Annotated in this window: 13 protein-coding genes; 7 read left to right on the forward strand and 6 right to left on the reverse strand. The window is 55.2% G+C overall.

Annotated features, from left to right (window positions below):
• Window positions 1–18: 18 nt before the first annotated feature.
• The 3 genes from BN1190_RS02160 (at window position 19) to BN1190_RS02170 (ending at window position 3,563) form a co-directional block, all read left to right on the forward strand.
• Window positions 19–924: an ABC transporter permease gene (locus BN1190_RS02160; protein ID WP_040285387.1), complete on the forward strand. Its 906-nt coding sequence runs from the start codon at window positions 19–21 to the stop codon at window positions 922–924.
• 21 nt (window positions 925–945) lie between these two features.
• A complete protein-coding gene (gene opp4A, locus BN1190_RS02165) occupies window positions 946–2,763 on the forward strand; it encodes an oligopeptide ABC transporter substrate-binding protein (RefSeq protein WP_425313914.1) in 1,818 nt (605 codons plus the stop codon).
• A gap of 95 nt (window positions 2,764–2,858) precedes the next feature.
• Window positions 2,859–3,563 (forward strand): CBS domain-containing protein, encoded by a 705-nt coding sequence (locus BN1190_RS02170; protein ID WP_040285388.1) that lies wholly within the window; start codon window positions 2,859–2,861, stop codon window positions 3,561–3,563.
• A 267-nt stretch (window positions 3,564–3,830) separates the two neighbouring features.
• Here BN1190_RS02170 and BN1190_RS02175 read toward each other — a convergent pair whose 3' ends face one another.
• Window positions 3,831–5,171 (reverse strand): TrkH family potassium uptake protein, encoded by a 1,341-nt coding sequence (locus tag BN1190_RS02175; protein WP_425313918.1) that lies wholly within the window; start codon window positions 5,169–5,171, stop codon window positions 3,831–3,833.
• Between the two features lie 151 nt (window positions 5,172–5,322).
• Between BN1190_RS02175 and BN1190_RS02180 the strand changes: the two genes are divergently transcribed.
• Both BN1190_RS02180 and BN1190_RS02185 read left to right on the forward strand, forming a co-directional pair.
• Window positions 5,323–6,051 carry an ABC transporter ATP-binding protein gene (locus BN1190_RS02180; RefSeq protein WP_040285648.1) on the forward strand — a complete coding sequence of 243 codons (729 nt, stop codon included), beginning with the start codon at window positions 5,323–5,325 and terminating at the stop codon, window positions 6,049–6,051.
• Window positions 6,048–6,806 (forward strand): ABC transporter permease, encoded by a 759-nt coding sequence (locus BN1190_RS02185; RefSeq protein WP_040285390.1) that lies wholly within the window; start codon window positions 6,048–6,050, stop codon window positions 6,804–6,806. The genes BN1190_RS02180 and BN1190_RS02185 overlap by 4 nt, the downstream gene beginning before the upstream one ends.
• A gap of 199 nt (window positions 6,807–7,005) precedes the next feature.
• Here the strand turns inward: BN1190_RS02185 and BN1190_RS02190 are convergent, their stop codons facing one another.
• The 4 genes from BN1190_RS02190 to BN1190_RS02205 form a co-directional block, all read right to left on the reverse strand.
• The gene (locus tag BN1190_RS02190; RefSeq protein ID WP_040285391.1) at window positions 7,006–7,503 is read right to left on the reverse strand and encodes a metallophosphoesterase family protein; all 498 of its coding nucleotides are present in this window, start codon (window positions 7,501–7,503) and stop codon (window positions 7,006–7,008) included.
• 27 nt (window positions 7,504–7,530) lie between these two features.
• The gene (locus BN1190_RS02195; protein ID WP_040285392.1) at window positions 7,531–8,151 is read right to left on the reverse strand and encodes a DUF421 domain-containing protein; all 621 of its coding nucleotides are present in this window, start codon (window positions 8,149–8,151) and stop codon (window positions 7,531–7,533) included.
• A gap of 13 nt (window positions 8,152–8,164) precedes the next feature.
• Window positions 8,165–9,499 carry a DUF2254 domain-containing protein gene (locus BN1190_RS02200; protein WP_052461653.1) on the reverse strand — a complete coding sequence of 445 codons (1,335 nt, stop codon included), beginning with the start codon at window positions 9,497–9,499 and terminating at the stop codon, window positions 8,165–8,167.
• A 138-nt stretch (window positions 9,500–9,637) separates the two neighbouring features.
• Entirely contained in the window at window positions 9,638–10,591 is a 954-nt protein-coding gene (locus BN1190_RS02205; protein ID WP_040285393.1) for an alpha/beta hydrolase, read from the reverse strand.
• 77 nt (window positions 10,592–10,668) lie between these two features.
• Here BN1190_RS02205 and BN1190_RS02210 point away from each other — a divergent pair, with 77 nt between their 5' ends.
• Entirely contained in the window at window positions 10,669–11,301 is a 633-nt protein-coding gene (locus BN1190_RS02210) for a YIP1 family protein (RefSeq protein ID WP_040285394.1), read from the forward strand.
• Between the two features lie 56 nt (window positions 11,302–11,357).
• On the opposite strand, the gene guaC is transcribed toward BN1190_RS02210, so the two are convergent.
• The gene (guaC, locus tag BN1190_RS02215) at window positions 11,358–12,341 is read right to left on the reverse strand and encodes a GMP reductase (protein WP_040285395.1); all 984 of its coding nucleotides are present in this window, start codon (window positions 12,339–12,341) and stop codon (window positions 11,358–11,360) included.
• 236 nt (window positions 12,342–12,577) lie between these two features.
• On the opposite strand from guaC, the gene BN1190_RS02220 reads away from it, so the two are divergent.
• A complete protein-coding gene (locus BN1190_RS02220) occupies window positions 12,578–15,622 on the forward strand; it encodes an efflux RND transporter permease subunit (RefSeq protein WP_040285396.1) in 3,045 nt (1,014 codons plus the stop codon).
• Window positions 15,623–15,852 lie beyond the last annotated feature (230 nt).

A 15,852-nucleotide genomic window follows, 5' to 3' on the forward strand; every position in this document is an offset into this window, starting at 1 on the left:
AATGAGGAGGAATCACATATGGTAACGCTCGATGATAAAAAATTGATTGCCAAGGAGAAAGCGAACAACCCATCGTTCGCGAAAACAATTTGGCGGGAAATTAAACACGATAAACTGGCGCTCGTTTCATTGGTTCTTTTGATAGCCCTTCTGATTACGGCCTATGCATCTCCGCTGTTCATCGATCAGGAGCAGCTGCAGCGGGTCAACTTCCTGGAAACGTGGGAAGCTCCTTCGTCTGAACATATTCTGGGTACAGACGATGGGGGAAGAGATGTACTTGGTCAGCTCCTGATCGGAACACGGAACTCCTTCACGATTGCTCTAGGTGTAACTCTTATTGCAGGAGCACTCGGACTGACAGTCGGACTGATCGCCGGTTTCTTTGGCGGCTGGGTGGATAACGTCATCATGCGGATTGTCGACTTCCTGATGGTGCTCCCGAGCACGATGTTCATCATCGTATTCGTCGTCATTGTGCCGAACTACTCCGTGTTCACGTTTGTACTGATCATGAGTGCGTTCGTCTGGTTCGGAAAAGCGCGACTCATCCGATCGAAAGGTCTTGCTGAGCGGGAACTGGATTACATCAATGCATCCAAGACACTCGGCACGCCGAGCTGGAAGATTATGTTTTTTGAAATGTTCCCAAATTTAAGTTCCATTGTCATCGTCAATATGACGCTGGCTTTGGCGGGCAACATAGGCCTGGAAACCGGATTGACTTTCTTAGGCTTCGGTCTGCCGGCCAGTACACCATCACTCGGGACACTGATTGCATTCGCAACCAATCCTGACGTCGTGGTGAACAAATCATGGGTTTGGTTACCTGCAGCATTACTGATCCTGGTAATGATGCTGTGTATAAATTACATCGGGCAAGCGATCAAACGCGCGTCGGATGCAAGACAAAGATTGGCGTAAAAAAAAGGGGAGGTAAGACAATTGACGAAGAAACGATTTATGCTTCTGGCAAGCCTGATGCTCGTTCTCAGTATTTTCCTTGCTGCGTGCAGCGGAGATGACAAGGCCGACGGCAACAAAGACAAGGGGAAAGACGGCGGCAAAGACAATGCATCAGAAACAGATAAGGGCGATGACAACAAAGCGGAACTGGATTTCCCGCTTGAAGTCAGCAACGATGCAGAACCGATGGAAGACGGCGAAATGACCATCGCCATGGTAGCGGCTGAGCCGTTCGAAGGAACGCTGAACCGTAACTTCTACTCAGGCACATATGATGCTGAAATCCTTGGCTACTTCGACGAAGGATTATTGGATACAGACGGTGACTACCTGATCACAAACAACGGAGCTGCCACGTATGAGCTTTCCGAAGACAACAAAACAATGAAATTGACAATCAAAGACAATGTCAACTGGCATGATGGAGAGCCTGTTAAAACAACAGACCTTCTTTACTCGTATGAACTTCTTGGCCATCCGGATTATGCAGGCAACCGCTATGACTTCAACATTGAAAACGTAGAAGGCATGCCTGCATATCACGAAGGCAAGACAAAAGAAATCTCAGGTATCAAAATCATTGACGATAAGAATATGGAATTCCATTTCACTGAAGCATCACCATCCATCCTTTCCGGATTCTGGTCATATGCAACGCCGCGTCATCACGTAGGCGACATCATGACTGGTGAAACGACAATCAAAGAACTCGAGTCTTCTGATAAGATCCGTGTAAACCCAATTGGATTCGGACCTTACAAAATCGAGAAAATCGTACCAGGCGAGTCTGTACTTTACGCTCGTAACGACGATTACTGGAGAGGCAAGCCAGCTCTTAAATCAATCGTACAAAAAGTAGTGAGCCCAGCGACAATTGTTGAGTCTATGAAAAATGGCGATGTCGACCTTGCGAGCATCCCTGCTGACCAGTACTTGACAGTTAAAGACGTAGACAATATTGAATTGCTTGCAGACATCGACTATGCATACACATACATTGGATTCAAACAAGGTAAGTGGGATGCAGCAAAGAAAGAAAACGTAACAGATCCTGATGCGAAAATGGCGAGCAAAGAATTGCGCCAGGCGATGTGGTATGCAATGGACAACGCAACAATCGGTGAGAAATTGTACCACGGTCTCCGTTTCCCTGGTACATCATTAATCATCCCGGTATTCGAAAGTTTCCACGATGAAAGCATCGAAGGACGTCCGTATGATCCGGAAAAAGCGAAGCAGCTACTTGAAGACGCTGGCTTCAAAGACACGGATGGCGACGGCTTCCGTGAAGACCAGAACGGTGAAAAATTGGTCATCAACTTCGCTTCCATGTCAGGCGGCGAAACAGCTGAGCCAATCGCGAAAGCCTACATGCAGAATTGGGCTGACGTTGGTTTGAAAGTGGAGCTCGTTGACGGCCGTCTGCATGACTTCAACGCATTCTATGACATGGTTGAAAACGATGATCCGAAAATCGATATCTACCAAGGCGCTTGGGGAACTGGTTCTGACCCAGACCCATCCGGTCTCTACGGCCGTAAAGCATCGTTCAACTATACTCGCTGGACGAGTGAAGAGAACGATAAGCTCCTGAAAGACGGTACATCGGAGAAAGCATTCGACCTTGACTACCGTAAAGAAGTATACGACAAGTGGCAGGAACTCATGTTTGATGAAGTTCCAGTTGCACCGACTGTTTACCGCTATGCATTAACAGGTGTTAACAATCGTGTGGTTAACTACACAATGGACCCTGGTTCAGACCTTCGTCTGTATGAAATGGGCGTCAGCGAATAAGCAGCATACCGATCCGTCTCCTTCTTGGGGGACGGATTTTTTGTGAGTTTCGGCCGGCCGTTGGGTATACTAGCCGAAAGGAGCTGATTCTTGGTATGTCTGTAAAAAACTCAGAACGCTTTATCGCCGCCTACAATCGGCTGGAGAAAGCACTCGTCAAGAAAGTCGGAGAAAACAGTTACCTGCCGTTCTACCGGCTGGTCGATAAAGCGAAAGTGAAGAATTCCGTGGTCCGGAACAACGAAGATGATCTGAGGGAGTTCGGTGACCTGCGCAATGCCATCGTCCATCACCGGACGGGGGTCGACTATGTCATCGCCGAACCGCATGAGGACGTCGTCGACAAAATCGAGGAGCTGGACAAGAAGATCAGCAATCCGCTGAATGTCGGCGCTTTGTTCGGCTGCAAAGTCCACACCCTGCAAGCATCCGATCAGCTGACGGACGCATTAAAGATCATGCACGAGAACAAGTTCAGTCAGCTGCCGTTCTACGACCAAGGTAAATTCCAGGGACTGATCACTGCTGCCGGCATTACGTACTGGTTTGCCGGTCATTCGACAGCAAGCGATATTTCCCGGGAAATACCGACATTGGCGGACGTCTACAACTATGAAAAACGGAAAAAATCATTTGAATTTGTCAGACGGGACTTGTCCATATACGAAGCAGAGGACTACTTCAAGCGCGCCATCACGAAAGGCACCCGGCTGGAGGCCCTGCTGATCACCGAGACCGCCAAGCCGGACGAGGAATTGATCGGCATCATCACGCCATTCGACTTGCTGAAGATCCAGTGAAGGTGTTCAACAGGCTTCCGTCGGTGAAGTGCTCATAAAACGGCAAAAGTGATCATAAACCACTGGAAATGATCATAAACCTGGAAAAGTGATCATAAACCGCTGAATGTGATCATAAAACCTGCAGAGTGATCATAAATGTCCAAAAGTGATCATAAATAGCGGCGAAGTGCTCATAACGATGCCTTCAGCCCGTGTTCCCCTCGCGCAAAAACAATAAAAAGCTGCCATTTCCTTGTCATGCCAAGGGAACGGCAGCTTTTCACGTTATCCGGTATGCACGCGGTCGTACGAGTAGCGGAATGTCTCTTTCTTTTGGCGGATCAGCAGGAAGAACAGTGTCAGCGGACCGATCCGGCCGAGGAACATGACAATGCTGATGATCCATTCACCGGCTGGACTCAGGTCACCTGTAATCCCGACGGACAGGCCGACCGTGCCGAAGGCAGATACGGTTTCCATGAAGAGCGGCAGGAATCCGAACGATTCGGTCACTGTCAGCAGGAAGCATGCGAGGAAGACGACCATCGAACTGATGGCGGCAATCGCAAGCGACCTGACGATGATCTCGGTCTTGATGGTGCGGTTGAACAGGTGCGGCTCATTCGTTCCGCGGAAATAGGCGATGGTCGCAAGCACGATCACCAGGAATGTCGTCAGCTTGATACCGGAAGCAGTGGAAGCACTTCCGCCGCCGATGAACATCAGGGCAAGGGTCAACAGCATTGAACTGTCGGTCATGTCACCGATCGGCACCATGTTGAAGCCGGCTGTCCGCGGGGTGACCGCCTGGAAATAGGACGTCAGGAGCTGATCGCCGACCGGCATCCCGCCGATCGTTTTGGCATTATGGAATTCGAGCAGGAACCAGATGATCATCGCGACAGCATTCATGATCAGTGTACCTGCGACCATCATCTTCGTATGGAGCGACCAGTCCCTCGCCCGTCGAGCAGTGAGCAGGTCGAGCACTACCGTGAAGCCGAGACCTCCGATGATGAACAGCGAGGAGATGATCAGCGTCACCGGCCAGTCGCCTGCGAATCCGATCAGGTTATCCGGGAACAGGGAGAACCCCGCATTGTTGAATGCTGAAACGACATGGAACAAACTGTAGTACAGACCGTGCGTCCAGCCGAACTTCGGCACCCAGACGAGGGAAAGCAGGATGAATGCGATCCCTTCCGTGATGAACACGAAGGCGAAAATACTGCGCAGGAACTTGACTGTACCGCCGATCGACTGCTGGCTGAACGATTCCTGCAGGAACAGCCGGTTTTTCATCCCGACTTTCCGGCCGAGCAGGATGAGCACAGCGACGGCGAACGCCATGAGGCCGACGCCGCCGATCTGGATGAGTGCCAGCAGGACGAGTTCGCCGAACAGGGTCAGGGTGGAGGCGATATCAAACACCGACAGACCGGTCACCGTTGTGGCAGATGCAGCGGTGAACATCGCATCCGTCCAGGTGATCGGTGCAGTGGTCGCTGCCGGCAGTTTCAGCAGGATGGTGCCTATCAAGATCGTCAGCAGGAAACTGGCAGCGATCAGAAGCGGTGGGGTACTGCGCCGTTTTTTGTGCAAGAACGGAAGTTTCATAAGGGTCAGACTCCTTTTTCCGTGAACTATGTTATTGTTTGATTATTGATCGAAAAGGTATGAATACAATAGGCCGATTGAATTATTATTTAAGGGTTTTTAACAGGCGCAATCAGTAATGACTGAATGAGATGGGGGACCACTGAGGATGAAAGAAAAGATGAGTCAGGCAGATAATGCCCTGCGTCTGGCAGGTGTAACGTTTGAAACAGAGGACAAACCAATTATCCGGCAAGCATCCGGATGTGCACCGTCCGGAAAGATTACAGCACTGATCGGGCCGTCCGGAGCAGGTAAGACGACCTTGCTGAAGCTGTGCAATGGGCTCATCAGTCCGACTGCAGGACAAATTTACATAGGGAACGCGGCGATCCAGGACCTGCCGCCGGTCACACTGCGTCGGCAGGCGGGAATTGTACTGCAGAACTCCCCGATGATCGCCGGTACCGTGCTGGATAATCTGGCATTGCCAATGACTTTACAGGGAAAGAAACTGTCTGACCAAGAGGCGGCGGAGGTGATGGACCGTGTGGGACTGCCGGATGAGCTACTCGGACAGGATGCCCGCAATCTGTCGGGCGGGCAGCGCCAGAAAGTATCTATCGCCCGGACGCTGATAAATGAATCGAAGATCTTGCTGCTGGATGAGATAACAGCTTCTCTCGATCCTGAATCATTGCGGGAGATCGAGGCATTGATCGTCAGGCTGAACCGGGAACAGGCCGTGACGGTTGTATGGATCACGCATAATCTTGACCAGGCGTTCCGGGTCGGCGAGCATTTCTGGGTGATGGCGGATGGTGTCATCCGGGCAGAAGGTTCAGCAGCGGACATCCGGTCATCCGATGATGCGGCGGTCCGACAGTTTGCAGAGGGGGTAAAAGCATGAGCTGGCTGACATTGAGCCTGACGCTTATCTTCGTGCTCATCCCGCTGCTGCTGTCAAAGACGCTGCATCTCGGACTGGAGAAAGATACGCTGATTGCGACCATCCGCTCCGCCGTCCAGCTGATTGCGGTCGGCTTCGTGCTGAAATTCGTCTTCGAGTCGGAGCATGCGGTATTCATCCTCCTGATGGTGCTGCTGATGATCGGGGCGGCTGTGCAGAATGCGCGCCATAAAGGGAAAGCGGTGAAGGGTATCACGTGGAAGCTGTTCGTGACGTTTGCGGCAATCGAGCTGATCACGCAAGGGGTGCTGCTCGGGCTGCACATCGTTCCGGCGACCGCGCAATATATCATCTCGATCAGCGGGATGGTGATCGGCAACTCGATGGTGCTCGCCATCCTGTTTTTGAACCGGTTCACCTCGGAGATCGAAAGCCACCGGGATCAGACGGAACTGATCCTGTCGCTCGGCGGTACGCCGAAACAGTCCATCAACCGGCAGCTGCTGAAGGCGATCCAGGCGAGCATGATCCCGACGATCGAAAGCCAGAAGACGATCGGACTCGTCCAGCTGCCTGGCATGATGAGCGGCCAGATCATCGCCGGCGCCGACCCGATCCAGGCCGTGCAGTTCCAGCTGCTCATCGTGTTTTTGCTGTTGTCGACGGCTGCGATGACGAGTGTCCTCCTCGGCTACTTGTCGTACCGGAGTTTTTTTAATGAGCAGATGCAGCTGCTGAAGGTGGATTCAGATTGAAAGGAGCGCCCGCGGGCGCTCCTTTTCAGCAGGGCGATTATATTGGCGGCGCTGAGCGATCCATTCGACCGTGTAACCGCTCGATTGCCTGGCCCGACCGCTCGATTCGTCCGGCGAAGTGATCCATTCGCTTGGCTAAGCGCTCCAATCCTTTACCGAAGCGCTCCATTCCGCCACCGCTCGATACCCCAGCCGCCGCTTAGGTTTTATACGAAAACAGCACGAGCTCGGCGTGAGGTTCGTCTGCAATTGTCAGTTCAATGAACGAGTAGTACGGCAGTTTCCGCTTATCGGTCGGGGAGCCGGGGTTCAGCAGCAGCATCCCTTTGAAGTATTTGATGACGGGGATGTGGGAGTGACCGTAGATCAGGATATCGATGTCGTCATCCGTGAACGCCTCCAGAGCGCGCTGTTCGGTCGTCCGTTTCGCTCCGTGGCCGTGGACGAGGCCGATCCGCAGCCCGCCTGCGTCGAAAAGCTGCCGGTCGGGAACGAGGGCCTGGATATCTTCCCCGTCAATATTGCCGTAGACCGCACGTACTTTGGCATACGACGATAACGTCTCCAATACGTCCGGTGACCGGAAATCCCCTGTATGTATGATGAGGTCGGCGTCCCGGCATGCATCGAGCAGCCGTCGGGGAAGCCGGCTGCCGCGGCCCGGGAGGTGGGTGTCGCCGGTGATGATCAGTTTCAAACTGGTGTCCTCCTTCTGCGGGGCACCTTATTCGAGTCGTTTCGGTGCCCCGTTTTTCAGATCTTTGTTGGCGGTTTCCGTAAACAGGCTCTGCTCCGCCGGGATGTTTTCCGTGATATGCGGCACCGGGTACGCGTCCAGTTTTTTCAGGACGGCCTCCAGTTCCTGGCGCAGGATGTACAGGTCCTGCTTCGTTGCGGGCTTCGCACTCTCCATCAGTTCACAGCCGACCTGTCCGTTCGGTTCCAGCGTCGCCCATTTCACGTCCTCAATCCGGGTGATGTTCTGCTGGCGGAGTTCCATCTCCAGCTGATCCACCGTGAACCTGAGTTTCCGCAGCGTCTGTTCCTGCAGCACGCCGTCCAAAATGACGATTTTGGCACGGCCCGTCACCAGCCCTTCCACCCGGTTGACTTTGACTTCCAGGAATTCGATGACGATGAGGGTGATGATCAGCATCAGCCCGACGAGCATCGTGGACCAGACATTATGGCCGACGATCGGCTGCACGAGCAGGGAGCCGAGTCCGATCATGATGACCGTCTGTGCGAGCGTCATCTGGGAGATCGATTTGCGGCCCGCGAGCCGCAGGAACAGGGTCCCGGCAATCACGACCACGACCGCTTTCCATAAAAGACTCCAATCCATCCAACCACCTCTTTTACCCGATAGGATGGCCGTCGGACAGGGAAGTATGCGGCCCGTCTGCGGTCAGCGCACGGAGCGACTGCTGTTTGTCAGCAAGCCGTTCCGAATCGAGCGGCTCGAGTCCGGTATGATCGAAGCGGTTCCAGACGTACTCACCGATCCGTCTGACCTCATTCAGCGTCTCGTGGGAGGAACGCCGGCTCCTTGCGATATACAGGAGGGCATCGAGCATGGCATGCAGGACAGCGGCATCCTGCCTGCCGTAGAAACTCATCTGGCTGAACGCGGCATACAGATGATCGGCCAGACTCGCCTGGGGGAGGATCAGGCACGGTTTATTCCCCTCTGCATAGCGGACACGGAACCCGCCGGGCAGATGGGTGGCCCGCTCGAGGACTTCGCCGAGTGTATGGATGCAGCGCACGGCCGTGTTCGGGTCGTTGATGCCCGGGGATAGCGCGCGCAAGCCGATCTCCGCAATCTTTTCGATGCCGTACTCCACGTCCTGCAAGGTCGACCGTTCTTCGCCGACAGTGAACTTACGGGCCGGCTCAAAGTCCGGCAGCCTGCTGTCATGGTAGACGGCGGCAATCATGCTTTCCGTTCCGACAAAGGTGCCGATCGGCGTCAGGATATCGATCACCGCCTCCTGTTCAGCCGCCCAATCCGCCAATTCTCTGATCTGGATCGATTGGATGTACCCATACGTACCATTCCTGAATTCGGTGACGGAAGAATAGGCGGCAGCTAATGGGGGTTTCTCTGGCAGGGTGACGACCGCTTCTTCTTCCACGGCACGCATCGTCTCATCAATCGTCTCCAGCACATCATCAGCCAGATTCCGGATCAGCCGGCTCACCTGCACGGCCCTGCCGACTTTGTGGATGAAATACGCGAAGAATGCCAGGCAGACGACTGCCAGCAGGACAGCGACCGTAGCGGAGACGACTTCATGGGTGATGGACTGCTTGCGCATGAACAGCAGCGACAGGATCGAGTAGATGAACCCGCCCATGAACATGCCGAGCACCCGCTGCGTGGACGGTGCGTTCAGGAAATTCTGCAGCGTGCGTGGTGAGAACTGGGACGAATACATTGTCAGGACGACCATGATCGTCGAGAACGTGATCGTCGTCATCGTCAGCAGTGCACCGGAAATCGTGCCGAGAATCGTCTGGGCAAGATCAACGGATGTCCGCAAATACTCGGGAATGAACCCTTTCACTTGCGTATTGAAAGTCGTATCGACCAGGACCATGCCGAGTGCCAGCAGAGAGGCGAGCACGGCATATAGACCCGGAATGAACCAGATGCTGCTTCGGAGTTTCAAGATCAGTCTCGGTACCAAATGTGTGTGCCTCCTTGCAGCGGCTGTGCCGTTTCTAGTCTTACTTCCTGACTACCCTGCAAGGGCGCACGGGAAACGACTGAATACGGCTCGTAAAAAAACCCGTCCGCCCTGTGTCGGGGGAGACGGGTTTTCGGGTCAGTCGAGCACTTTATCCAGAAACTCGGAAAGTCTGCGTTCGTATTCCGCCGTGCGGTTGTCGAACGCTTTCGTATGGCCGGCATCCGGCACAATCCACAGTTCCTTGTCGCCGCCTGCGGCTTTGTACAGCACATCGGCCATCGCAGTCGGCACGAGGTCATCCTTGTCGCCATGGATGAGCAGAAGCGGGCGCGTGTTTTTCCGCACCTGATCGATCGCGGACGCTTCCTGCAAGGTATAGCCCGCTCGTACTTTCGCCACGACACTCGTCACGTCGAGCAGCGGGAAGGCGGGCAGCCCGTAGATCGACTTGAGCTGGTGGGCGAGCTCCGCTTTGACGGTCGTGTAGGAGCTGTCCGCGATGATCCCTTTCACCTGCTCGGGCAGCGTTTCCCCGCTCGTCATGAGAACGGTCGCCGCCCCCATGGAATTTCCTTGTAAAATGATCTCGTTTGCGTCATGCTGTTGAATAAGATACGTGATCCAGTCCTTATAATCGAGACGCTCGTGCCAGCCGTAGCCGATATACTCACCCTCACTCTGGCCGTGCCCCCGGGCGTCCGGCAGCAGGATATCGAATCCGCGATCATAATAGAATTTCGCGTATTTCCCCATATTGTCCCCTGTGTTGCGGAACCCATGGGCGAGAATTACGGCACGACGATCCGGGTTATCCGGATTTTTGATGAACTGCGCTTTCAGTTTAAGGCTGTCAAAGGATTTCATGGTGACCAGATTTTTGTCCTGTTCCATATACCAATCCTTGGCTTCTGTCAGAAGCTCCCGGTCTTCATCGGACGCCAGGTCGTTGACGCCGATCGGTTCGCTGTGCAATTTGACCTCGGTGCCCCGTTTGATGCCCTGGTTGTAGAAGTAGTTGCCGGCGAAGACAAGCGCAGCGATCAGGATGAGGACGAGGACCGCGACTGCGATCCAGATTTTCTTTTTCAAACGATACCACCCCCGGTCTTCCCAGTTTACCATCTTTTCACTGTTTGGGGAGCCTTTATTCCAAGGAGGAAATGGATATGAATTTCAAACCGCTTGTCAGCATCTGGTCGCGCCCGACCGATGTGCTGAACTATATGAAAGACCGGCTGTCGCTGAAATACGCGGTCGCCATCCTGGCGCTCGCCGCCCTGTCGACCGGCGGCTACCAGGCTGGCAATACCAATCTCACGTCCAGCCTGCCGTTAGGGGTCCAGATTCCGCTGCTGATCATCACGACATTCGTCGGTGCCCTGATCTCCTGGGTGATCGGCTCGGCGCTCTATACGTGGATCGGCCGTGGTATCTTCGGCGGACGGGGGACGTTCCGTGACATGCTGCGGGTCGTGCCGGCTTCGTCGATTCCGATGATCTGGATGGCACCGGTCAACTATGCCGTCATCGCCGTGTACGGGGAGCTTGCGTTCAAGACACCGGACCCGGAAAGTCTGACCATCACGTATCTGCCGCTGACGGTCTATCTGTTTGTGAACTTCCTGACGTTCGCGCTTGGCATCTATGCGATTGTGATTTCCAGCAAAGGGATCGGGCTGGTGCACGGCTTCTCCGCCTGGAAAGGGTTCGGTGTCAATCTGCTCGTGCTCGTCGCCGGATTCCTGATCGCCGCACTGATGATCCTGCTGTTCGTCTTCGTATTTGCGTTCGGTATGTAATGAATAAAACCGGAGCTCCTTCTGCGGGAGCTCCGGTTTTATTTGTCTCTATCCGTTCAGTAGACTTTATCGCCATTGAAGATCGAGTTCTTCACGATGGCATAGTCGACAGTGCGGATGGCATCGAGGTTGCGGCCGCCTGCGTAGGAGATGGACGACTGCAGATCCTGTTCCATTTCCGTCAGTGTGTCCTGGAGCGGTCCTTTGTACTCGACGTACATCTTTTTGCCTTCGACGTTCTTCTTTTCACCTTTTTGGAACTCGGAGGCGGAACCGAAGTATTCCTTGAACATGCCGCCGTCCTTTTCGACGGTCTGGCCCGGGGATTCCTCGTGGCCTGCGAACAGGGACCCGACCATCACCATGCTCGCGCCGAAGCGGACCGATTTTGCGATGTCGCCGTGCGTCCGGATGCCGCCGTCCGCGATGATCGGCTTCGAAGCCGCTTTCGCACACCAGCGGACCGCAGCGAGCTGCCAGCCGCCTGTGCCGAAGCCTGTCTTGATTTTGGTGATGCAGACTTTGCCGGGCCCGATGCCGACTTTCGTTGCGTCCGCGCCGGCGTTCTCGAGTTCACGTACGGCTTCCGGTGTGCCGACGTTACCTGCGATGACGAAGCTTTCCGGCAGGTGCTTCTTGATGTGCTGGATCATGCGGATGACCGCGTTCGAGTGACCGTGCGCAATGTCTATTGTGATGTAGTCGGGGATCAGGGAATCCGCAGCGAGCTGCTCGACGAATCCGTACTCGTCGTCTTTGACGCCGACACTGATCGATGCGATCAGGCCGCGGCTGTGCATATCGCGGATGAACGCCGGACGGGATGCCGGATCGAACCGGTGCATAATATAGAAGTAACCGCCTTCAGCGAGCTGAACGGCAATGTTTTCATCGATGATGGTCTGCATATTGGCAGGAACGACCGGCATGCGGAATGTATGGTTTCCGAGGGTGACGGACGTGTCGCATTCCGAGCGGCTGTTCACGATACATTTTGCGGGGATCAGTTGGATATCTTCATAATCGAATACTGCGTCCATTGTTGAACACTCCTAAATACGAATGATTTTGAGGACTTAGTTATAATTGTTCGTCCTTATGTACTGTACAAGATTCCTCTTGAGTTGTCAAACAAATCTTGCTGTTCTTTTAGGGACTTACTATTTGTGCGCTTCCTGCGGCTGTGGGATGATGGAACAGACAGCAGGCAAGACGCATAGGGCTGTCTTGCAAAGGCTTACATAACATCCAATCGGAAGAGGGAAGGGTGGACGCGATGGCGTATTTATTGAAACGGAGCAAGTTATTCATCTTTCTTTTATTCATCCTCATGCTGGTCGGGGTCTATACGTTCCTGACACTGCCGAAGCGTGAGATTCCGGAGACGCCGGTCGATCTCGTGATGGTGTCCGCGATCCTGCCAGGGGCGGAACCGAAGGAGGTGGAGCGGACGGTGACGGATCCGCTCGAGCGGGCTGTGAAGAAAGTGGACGGCATCGAGTCGGTGCAGTCCGTGTCCGCGAATTCGGCATCGATCGTGACGATCCAGCTGAAGGACGGGATCGACTCCGAGCAGACGGTCAGCAAACTGCAGCAGGAAGTGCAGCGGGCCGGTGCCGATCTGCCGGAGAACGTGCAGACGCCGGATGTCCGGAAACTCGACCTTGCCTTCCCGCTCGTTTCGTATATGTTTACGGGAGATGAGGCGGCGCTTGCGGAGCTCGAGAAACCGCTGTCCGGCCTGTCGGATGACATCCAGTCGGCGGAAGGTGTGGCTGGGACGACCGTGAAAGGGTTCGCGGACCGGCAGATTGTGATTGCGCTCGATCCTGCGAAGCTCGCACAATACCGGCTGCAGCCGTTCGATGTGCTCAATGTGCTCCAGCAGGCGAACCAGCCTGTGTCGCTTGGGACGCATGATGACGGCACGGAACTGGTCGCCCTGAGCGTTGCCGGGGAGGAAGGGATCGACAAGCTGAAGACACTGCAGGTCGGTGATGCGGCAGTGCCGCTGTCGAAAGTGGCGGACATCGGCGAAGCAGCGGGGGAGACGGAAGACATCGTGACGTTCGAAGGCGAGCCGGCCATTTCGTACACGGTGTTCCTCCAGCCGGGGCAGGATATCCCGTCGATGGACAAAACGGTCGGCAAGAAGATGGACCGGTTCATCGATGACCTGCCGGAGTCGGTGACGGCACATCTGTATGAGTCGCAGGCGGATAATGTGAACGATATTTTCAGCAGTCTGTATACGTCACTGCTGATTGCGGTGGCGGCTGTGCTCATCGTGACGACGGCGGGACTGACGCTGTACGGGGCGTTCGCGGTCGCGTTGACCGTTCTCGCATCGGTGCTGACGGGTCTGATCCCGATTCCGTTCATGGGCGTTGATCTGAACCAGATTTCCGTAATCGGGCTGATCATTGCGATCGGGATTCTCGTCGACGACAGCATCGTCGTCAATGACAACATCCAGCGGCGTTACAAGCTCGGGGATTCCCCGCTCGACGGCGCAGTGAATGGCGTGAAGGAAGTGTACACGTCGATCATTTCCTCGAGTCTTGCGATTGTCGTAACGTTCTCGCCGCTGCTGCTGCTCTCTGGCGGAAACGGCGCGTTCATCAAGGCATTGCCGAGCATCCTCATCACGACGATCATCGCATCGACCGTGCTGTCGGTGACGCTCGTGCCGATGCTGCAATATATGAAGACGAAGCGGCGTCGGAAGAAGATTTCCGATACGCCGGGCTTCCTCGGGAAACCGCTCGAGAAGATTGCGGTGTTCTATTCGGAGAAGGTGCTCCGGTTCGTTCTGAAACGGCCGCTGGTCGTCGGAATCGGCGGCCTGCTGGTTGCGACCGGCCTGCTGTGCCTTGCACTGCTGACGCCGTTCGAGTTCTTCCCGGCAGCCGATAAGGCGGAAGTGACGATGAACGTCCGGCTCGCGGAGGGGACGCCGATCGAACAGACGGATAATGAAATCCGGAAGATTGTCGATGAAGTGGCGGAAGAGGACGATCACGTCAAGGAGACGGCCTTGTTTGCAGGAGACGGATTGCCGAACCTGTTCGCCGCCAGCATGGATAACACGGGCGGCAACACCGGGCAGGCCGTATTCCGGATCGATAAAGAGAAGACGAGTGCTTCGGAATTCATCGGCAAATGGGAACCCGAGCTCCGGAAACGCTATGGGGATGCGGAAATCTTCTTGAACACGATCGTGCAGGGACCGCCTGTCGGGGCGCCGGTGACCGTGACGGTGACAGGTGCGGATATCGACCGGCTTGCGGAGTTGAGGGATGACTTGAAGCAGCGTCTGCTGGACGGCGGTGCGGATATCGTAACGGATAATCTCGGGGAACCCGTGCCGGCGGTCGTGTACGAACCGGACCGGACGGCGCTCGAGGCGAACGGCATTCCGCTCCGGTTGGTCACGAACCAGCTGCAGCTGCTGACGCAGGGGATTCCGCTGTTCAAGCAGTATGACGGGGATATCGCGAAACAGGTCGTCCTGAAACAGCAGGGCGTGGACGACGGCAAACCGATCGATCTGTCGTCGATCACCGTTCCGGCCATGTCGGAACAGGAACCGCCGAAATTCGTGCCGCTCGATGACCTGCTGAAGGAAGAGGAGGCGCCGCAGCTCGCCCAGATCCCGCACAAGCAGGCGGCGCGGGCGATCACGCTGAAGGCGTATGGATCGTCCGACAGCTTCAAGTCGGATATGCAAGAGATTGCGGATGAAGCGAAGGACGGACTGCCGGATGGGTACTCCATCTCGACGGGCGGGGAGAACTCCGATCAGCAGGCGTTCTTTGCGGAGATCGGCATCCTGTTCCTCGTCGTCCTGCTGCTCGTGTATCTGGTCATCGCGTTCCAGTTCAAGTCGTTCAGTCTGCCTTTCCTCGTGCTGTTTGCCGTATACCTCGGCATTTCCGGTGCGATTCTGGGATTGTTCATCACCCAGACGCCGCTCAGTTTCCTCGGCGTGATGGGAATTGTCTCGCTGACGGGAATCGTCGTGCGGAACGCAGTTGTGCTCATCGACTTCGTCGAAGCGCGCCGCCTGCAAGGGGACATGGATGTCATCGAGGCGATCGTCGAATCCGGCTACGCGCGCATCAAGCCCATCCTCCTGACGTCCCTGACGTCGATCGTCGCGCTCATTCCGGTGGCGGTGTCGGGCGATCCGCTGTTCGAGGCGCTCGCCATCACGATCATCGCAGGCCTTGCATTCTCCGGGCTGTTCACCCTGGTGATGATCCCGGCGCTGTATTTGGTGTATTACAAATGGATCGGGCACCGCGCGGAAGCGGTGTGAATGGAGCAAGCAGCCCGCGGGCTGCTTGTTTTTTTGGTGGGGTGGAGTGTAGGCTTGAGCGTTTCGGCGGGGTGCTTGAGCGGTTGTCCCCTGCTTGAGCGCTTCCCGGCATGCTTGAGCGTGCGGGCGGTTTCTTGAGCGTTTGACCAGCCGGCTTGAGCGTTTGACCCAGAACTTGAGCGCCAGTGCCACCTGCTTGAGCGCACCGGCCCTTGGTTCACTGGTGGCCC

The organism is Sporosarcina koreensis (genome assembly GCF_000826145.2).
GTDB lineage: Bacteria > Bacillota > Bacilli > Bacillales_A > Planococcaceae > Sporosarcina > Sporosarcina trichiuri.

Coding starts and splice junctions, on each gene's coding strand:
- BN1190_RS02210 (WP_040285394.1), top strand. CDS start 10,669: ATGAATTTCAAACCGCTTGTCAGCATCTGGTCGCGCCCGACCGATGTG.
- BN1190_RS02220 (WP_040285396.1), top strand. CDS start 12,578: ATGGCGTATTTATTGAAACGGAGCAAGTTATTCATCTTTCTTTTATTC.
- BN1190_RS02195 (WP_040285392.1), bottom strand. CDS start 8,151: ATGGATTGGAGTCTTTTATGGAAAGCGGTCGTGGTCGTGATTGCCGGG.
- BN1190_RS02170 (WP_040285388.1), top strand. CDS start 2,859: ATGTCTGTAAAAAACTCAGAACGCTTTATCGCCGCCTACAATCGGCTG.
- BN1190_RS02185 (WP_040285390.1), top strand. CDS start 6,048: ATGAGCTGGCTGACATTGAGCCTGACGCTTATCTTCGTGCTCATCCCG.
- BN1190_RS02180 (WP_040285648.1), top strand. CDS start 5,323: ATGAGTCAGGCAGATAATGCCCTGCGTCTGGCAGGTGTAACGTTTGAA.
- guaC (WP_040285395.1), bottom strand. CDS start 12,341: ATGGACGCAGTATTCGATTATGAAGATATCCAACTGATCCCCGCAAAA.
- BN1190_RS02160 (WP_040285387.1), top strand. CDS start 19: ATGGTAACGCTCGATGATAAAAAATTGATTGCCAAGGAGAAAGCGAAC.